The sequence below is a fragment of the Polaromonas sp. P1_G4 genome (genome assembly GCF_056405475.1).
On sequence record NZ_JBFUCA010000289.1, the window covers coordinates 1 to 5506 of the forward strand.

At 62.4% G+C, this 5506-nt stretch carries 7 protein-coding genes; 4 read left to right on the forward strand and 3 right to left on the reverse strand.

Annotated elements, in window-relative coordinates:
- The first annotated feature begins 106 nt into the window (after window positions 1–106).
- Together AC1D1X_RS14605 and AC1D1X_RS14610 are read left to right on the forward strand one after the other, a co-directional pair.
- A complete protein-coding gene (locus tag AC1D1X_RS14605) occupies window positions 107–541 on the forward strand; it encodes a c-type cytochrome (protein ID WP_477671264.1) in 435 nt (144 codons plus the stop codon).
- 161 nt (window positions 542–702) lie between these two features.
- Window positions 703–1221 (forward strand): DUF1569 domain-containing protein, encoded by a 519-nt coding sequence (locus AC1D1X_RS14610; protein ID WP_477671265.1) that lies wholly within the window; start codon window positions 703–705, stop codon window positions 1219–1221.
- Between the two features lie 7 nt (window positions 1222–1228).
- Here AC1D1X_RS14610 and AC1D1X_RS14615 read toward each other — a convergent pair whose 3' ends face one another.
- Window positions 1229–2488, reverse strand: coding sequence for a Y-family DNA polymerase (locus AC1D1X_RS14615; protein WP_477698532.1), 1260 nt, complete (start codon window positions 2486–2488; stop codon window positions 1229–1231).
- Between the two features lie 216 nt (window positions 2489–2704).
- Here AC1D1X_RS14615 and AC1D1X_RS14620 point away from each other — a divergent pair, with 216 nt between their 5' ends.
- Both AC1D1X_RS14620 and AC1D1X_RS14625 read left to right on the forward strand, forming a co-directional pair.
- Window positions 2705–3109, forward strand: a complete 405-nt coding sequence (locus tag AC1D1X_RS14620; protein WP_477671267.1) for a DUF3224 domain-containing protein — start codon at window positions 2705–2707, stop codon at window positions 3107–3109.
- Between the two features lie 138 nt (window positions 3110–3247).
- A complete protein-coding gene (locus AC1D1X_RS14625; RefSeq protein ID WP_477671268.1) occupies window positions 3248–3379 on the forward strand; it encodes a hypothetical protein in 132 nt (43 codons plus the stop codon).
- Window positions 3380–3419: 40 nt separating this feature from the next.
- Here the strand turns inward: AC1D1X_RS14625 and AC1D1X_RS14630 are convergent, their stop codons facing one another.
- Together AC1D1X_RS14630 and AC1D1X_RS14635 are read right to left on the reverse strand one after the other, a co-directional pair.
- Window positions 3420–4100, reverse strand: a complete 681-nt coding sequence (locus AC1D1X_RS14630) for a hypothetical protein (RefSeq protein WP_477671269.1) — start codon at window positions 4098–4100, stop codon at window positions 3420–3422.
- Between the two features lie 19 nt (window positions 4101–4119).
- The gene (locus tag AC1D1X_RS14635) at window positions 4120–5268 is read right to left on the reverse strand and encodes an alpha-hydroxy acid oxidase (RefSeq protein WP_477671270.1); all 1149 of its coding nucleotides are present in this window, start codon (window positions 5266–5268) and stop codon (window positions 4120–4122) included.
- Window positions 5269–5506: the final 238 nt, after the last annotated feature.

Below are 5506 nucleotides of genomic sequence, written 5' to 3' on the forward strand. Positions count from 1 at the left end.
GGCTGAATCCGCGGGCCGGCCGTCAACGTATTCAGAACAGCTTGCGGGATGGCCTGGCAGATTGCATGGCTTTCCCACCCGTCAAAACCAGTGTCTGGAGTGCCGAATGCCTGCTTGTTCCCTGTTCATGCGCAATGCGCGTCATCTTTTTAGTACCGTGGCGGCACTGACGCTCTTTGGCGTGAGCGGTGCCCCGTTATGGGCCCAAACGGCGTCCGGACGCGAATGGGTCACGCCGCCGCCCGGCAACGTGGCGCGCGGCCTGGCCCTGTACCAGGCGCGCTGTACGGCATGCCATGCCGTCGACAGCAACAAGATCGGGCCCGCGCACCGCGGTGTGATGGGCCGCCGCGTGGGCAGCCTGCCTGGGTACAAATATTCGGACGAACTGGCGCGCTCGCGATTGCGCTGGACGCCGCAAACCCTCAACGCGTGGCTGGAAGACCCCGAGCAGCTGGTGGCCGGCCAGCGCATGGGCTTTCAGGTGGAAAGCGCGGCGGAGCGTGCTGACCTGATCGCATACCTCGCTACGCTGAAGTGAACAGGCTGCTATCAATTCAGGAGCTGCTTGCGCCAGTCCTGCCTGCCTGGAAGGCCTTTTCTTCATAAACTCTTTGTTCCATGCCCGCCCATGAGAGAAACGCCAGTCCGCCCTGATGCCGCAGCAAATGGGGCCCTGTGGGGACTGCTACCATCGCAGCCATGAAACGACGCGACTTTCTGGCCACCACCACACTCGCTTTTACCGGAGGATTTGCCATGGCCGATGTGCCCAAAGTCCAGTCACTGGATGAAGCGCTGCGCTGGCTGGACAAGGTTGACCAGGCCGCCAGCGTCAAAACCACCGGCCAATGGCCCCTGGTGTCGGTGCTGGAGCACATGGCGCAAAGCGTGGAAATGAGCCTGGACGGCTTTCCGCAGCCGAAAAGCGCGGTGTTCCAGAGCACGGCGGGCGCTGCGGCTTTCGCCTTTTTCAAATGGCGCGGGCAAATGAGCCACAGCCTGAGCGAGCCCATCCCGGGTGCTGCGGCGCTCAGCCGTGAGGGCGACTGGCGGCCCGCGTCGGCGCGGCTGCGCGCGGCCATTACCCGCTTCGCTGGGCACCAGGGCCCGCTCAAGCCGCACTTTGCCTACGGCGCGCTCAGCAAGGCTGATTTTTCACTCGCGCATACCTTCCATATCGCCAACCACCAGGATGAGATTGTCCTGGTAGCGCGCTAGGCACTGCTTAGAAGAGCTGGTCGGTTGCTATTGAATCAGGAGCTGCTCGCGCATGTCCTGATTGGGCTGCAGACACTTTTTGTTCGTAAATACCCTCTTCGCCGGGCTTGGCCAGCGTGGAAGCGCGAACACCGAGCAGGCGCAGTTTTTTGTCCAGCGGCACCCGCTTGAGGCACAGCCCCGCCAGCTGGCGGATGGTTTTCCCGTCCGCGGTGTAGGTGTCTGAGGTCTGGTCGCGTGTCGCGATCTTGAAGTCGTCGTAGCGCAGCTTGATGCCGATGGTTTTGGCCACGTAACCCTTGCGTTGCAGGTCTTCGCCCAGCCGTTCGCACAGGTCGGTAAAGATGGCGCCCAGCGTCGCCTTGTCGCGCACCGCATGCAGGTCGCGGTCAAAAGTGGTTTCGCGGCTCATGCTGACGGGTTCGCTCTCGGTGACCACCGGTCGGTCGTCGCGGCCCCAGGCAGCCTCGTGCATCCAGGCGCCGGTGGCCTTGCCGAAGTTGTCGATCAGCCATTGCGGGTCTTGCGCGGCGAGCTCACCGATGGTGTGAATATGGAGCTTCGCGAGTTTGTCGCCGGACTTCGGGCCGATGCCGTTGATCTTGCGTACGTGCAGCKGCCAGATTTTTTCCTGCAGGTCTGTTTCGTAAATGATGGAAATGCCGTTGGGCTTGTTGAACTCACTCGCCATCTTGGCCAGCAGCTTGTTGGGCGCCACGCCGACGGAGCAGGTCAGGCCCGTCTTTTCAAAAATCGCTTTCTGGATGAGCCGGGCCAGCACGCGCCCGCCTTCACGCTGGCCGCCGGGTACGTCGGTRAAGTCGATATAGACCTCGTCCACGCCGCGGTCCTGCATGAGCGGCGCGATGTCGGTGATGGTGCTTTTGAAGAGCTGGGAGTATTTGCGGATTTCCGAAAAATCGACCGGCAGCACAATGGCCTGCGGGCACAGCCTGGCGGCCTTCATCATGCCCATGGCCGAGCCCACGCCGAACTGCCGTGCCGCATAGGTGGCGGTGGTGATGACGCCGCGGCCCACATAGTCCTTCAGCAGCGGAAAACTTTCCACCGGAATGAAGCGCAGCGCGCGCTCGCCCTGCGCCGCCCGCAGCTCCTCGTCAACCTTGCGCCAGCCGCCGCCTATGACGACCGGCAGGCCCTTGAGCTGCGGGTAGCGCAGCAACTCGACGGAGGCGAAAAACGCGTCCATGTCGAGGTGGGCAATGCGGCGGATTTTGGGTGCGGGGGAGGGGAACGGGGCGCTCACCCGGTAAGCATAGCAATTCGCAATGCCTTGCGCGCGGTCGCCCCGACACGATTTGGCCCTATTTGGCCGGCTCAGCCGCAAGGCTCGTGCGCTCCTTGGTACGGCGCCGGCCAGGCCTTTCGGGCAGCGGTAAGCGGGCGTAAACGGCACTCAGGAAGCGCGGCGCTCTGGCATCATGGCCGGCTTGCCCACTCCTCTTGTCGAAAGTGAAACGCCATGCCCTCCCACGCCACCGGAAGTTTTGAAGTCATGCTCGCGCCGCAATCGCTGGCGAATGCCGATGCCGGCCCGCTGATGGGMCGGCTGTCCATCAACAAGACCTTCAGCGGCGACCTGCAGGCCACCAGCCAGGGCGAGATGCTGAGCGCCGGCACGGCAGTCAAAGGCTCGGCCGGTTATGTCGCGATGGAATGCGTGACGGGCACGCTGCACGGCAAAAGCGGCAGCTTTGTTCTGCAGCACAGCGGCACCATGAACCGTGGTGCGCCGCAGCTGGCGGTGAACGTGGTGCCTGATTCCGGCACCGGCGAGCTCACGGGCCTGAGCGGCACGCTCACCATCCAGATTGCCGACGGCAAGCATTCGTATGCGATGGACTATGAGATATCGCCTCAGGCTTGAGTGAGCGAAATAGGCGTGCCTCAACTTCACCGATTCTGGTTTTCTTTCGAAGACCTCCCACCCTTTTCCATATTGGGCGCTGGTTGTGGCGTAACTGCCTATAGCCATGACGACGCGGTTCAAATACTGAAGGACCGCGTGTTTCAGCAGTCGTTGCCGGCCTGCTCCGTGATTGCGGATGTTGATGTCAGCACGCTGGACGAGAACCACGTGCGGCCCAATATAGGGGTGGTGACACAACGCGGTGTGTGGTTTCCGTTGGGTTATTGAGCGGCTTGGTACCCAAAGACTTACCTGCCGCTTTCCGTCCTCAACTCAGGTCATGTGCGCTGGCAGCATAGGCCAGCTGGTAGCGGCCGGCCAGCGCACCGGGCTGGGCGCCGTGGCGCTCGATACCTTCGCCGAGCGCCTCCTGCTGCAGGGCGTCCAGCGCCGACGCTGCATAGGCGACGGCGACCACGACCCAGTCGGCCGCCTTGTCCTTGCCGCCGCGAATTTGCTGCTCCTTCGTGCTGGCGGCCTGTGGTGTTTCCGTGCGCAACACATGGAAAGCGACGCCACCGGGCTGATTGACGAATGCCGCTCCCCTTGCCGAGAAGTGGCTTAACAATTCGGCATCGCGGCCTTCTGCAGGCGACAGCCGCAAGGTCAGCGCAAGGCGGCCGATGCCGCCCCCCGCGCTGTGCAGCAGACGGCACTGGCTTCTCACCATGTCCCTATGGTGCGGCATCATCTTCGTGGACCAGGGCGTCGGGTTGTTCAGGCGTTCCAGGTAGCCGCTAGAGGTCAGGGTCTCATAGTCCTCCAGTTCATACAGCACGAAAAAACCTTCCGCGCTATCGACGCTGGACCAGCGTGAGCCGCGCAGAAAACCGGGGATGCCCATGCGCTCGGGAAAGTGTTCGTGCGAATGCCAGTGCTCGAACTCTTCACGGTGTTCAGCCGCCATGTTCCACCACATGGCGACGGCGGCTTGTCCCAGGAAGGCCATGGTGTTTACCGCCTCAGGCTCAGTAAGTACCGGGCACAAAGATGCTGGTGTCCACCGCCTTGATGTCGGTACGCCCGCAAAAGGCCATGGTCAGGTCCAGCTCCTTGTGGATGATCTGCAGCGCCTTGGTTACGCCTTCTTCACCCATGGCGCCCAGGCCGTAGAGGAAGGCGCGGCCGATGTAGGTGCCCTTGGCACCCAGGGCGGTGGCTTTCAGCACATCCTGGCCGGAGCGTATGCCGCCGTCCATGTGCACCTCGATCTGGTTACCGACTGCCGCGACGATCTCGGGCAGGCAGGAAATGGAAGACATCGCGCCATCGAGCTGGCGGCCGCCGTGGTTGGAGACCACCAGCGCATCGGCGCCGGAATTGACGGCGAGCTTCGCGTCTTCAACGTCCTGGATGCCCTTGAGGATCAGCTTGCCGCCCCAGCGTTTTTTGATCCACTCCACGTCTCCCCAGTTGAGGGCCGGGTCGAACTGTTTGGCCGTCCACTCAGAGAGCGAGCCCATGTTCTCGACACCCTTGACGTGACCCACGATGTTGCCGAAGCCGTGGCGGCGGGTAGCGAGCATGCCCAGGCCCCAGCGCGGCTTGGTCATCAGGTTGAGGATGGTCGACAGCGTCGGCTTGGGCGGTGCGCTCAGGCCGTTTTTCAAATCCTTGTGGCGCTGGCCGAGGATCTGCAAATCGAGCGTGAGCACCAGTGCCGAGCAATTGGCTGCCTTGGCGCGGTCGATCAGGCTTTCAATGAAAGCGCGGTCCTTCATCACGTAGAGCTGGAACCAGAAGGGGTGGCGGTCTGTGCCGGTGGCCACGTCTTCGATGGAACAGATGCTCATGGTCGAGAGCGTGAAGGGGATGCCGAATTTTTTGGCAGCGCGGGCGCCCAGGATTTCGCCATCAGCGTGCTGCATGCCTGTGAGGCCCGTGGGCGCGATGGCAACCGGCATGGCTACCGGCTGGCCGATCATCGTGGTCGCTGTGCTGCGGTTTTCCATGTTGACGGCCACGCGCTGGCGCAGCTTGATCTTCTGGAAGTCGCTTTCGTTGGCGCGGTAGGTGCTTTCCGTCCACGAGCCGGAGTCGGCGTAGTCGTAAAACATGCGGGGCACCCGCTTTTTGGCCAGGACGCGCAGGTCTTCGATGTTGGTGATCACGGGCATGGGGTCTCCAGACGACAGTTTTTTTGGGGAARCTGCCGCCATGGTAGCGCCCGTGTTTGCGTTCTTGCGTGAATTCTGGTCCCGAGGCTTTGAAATTATTGATAAGCCACTGTCCCGCATAATCTGCGCCGGTGCGCCCCCGGGGGCGCTACCTCAACAAAAAGCGGCGACCAGGGCCTGTTCGCCAATACAAGGGAATTACTTATGCAACGCACTCTCTTCACACTGATTCCAGTCC

What these genes read in the sequence shown, in the direction of transcription:
- AC1D1X_RS14605 (WP_477671264.1), top strand. Translation starts at nt 107, where the DNA reads ATGCCTGCTTGTTCCCTGTTCATGCGCAATGCGCGTCATCTTTTTAGT.
- AC1D1X_RS14610 (WP_477671265.1), top strand. Translation starts at nt 703, where the DNA reads ATGAAACGACGCGACTTTCTGGCCACCACCACACTCGCTTTTACCGGA.
- AC1D1X_RS14630 (WP_477671269.1), bottom strand. Translation starts at nt 4,100, where the DNA reads ATGGCCTTCCTGGGACAAGCCGCCGTCGCCATGTGGTGGAACATGGCG.
- AC1D1X_RS14635 (WP_477671270.1), bottom strand. Translation starts at nt 5,268, where the DNA reads ATGCCCGTGATCACCAACATCGAAGACCTGCGCGTCCTGGCCAAAAAG.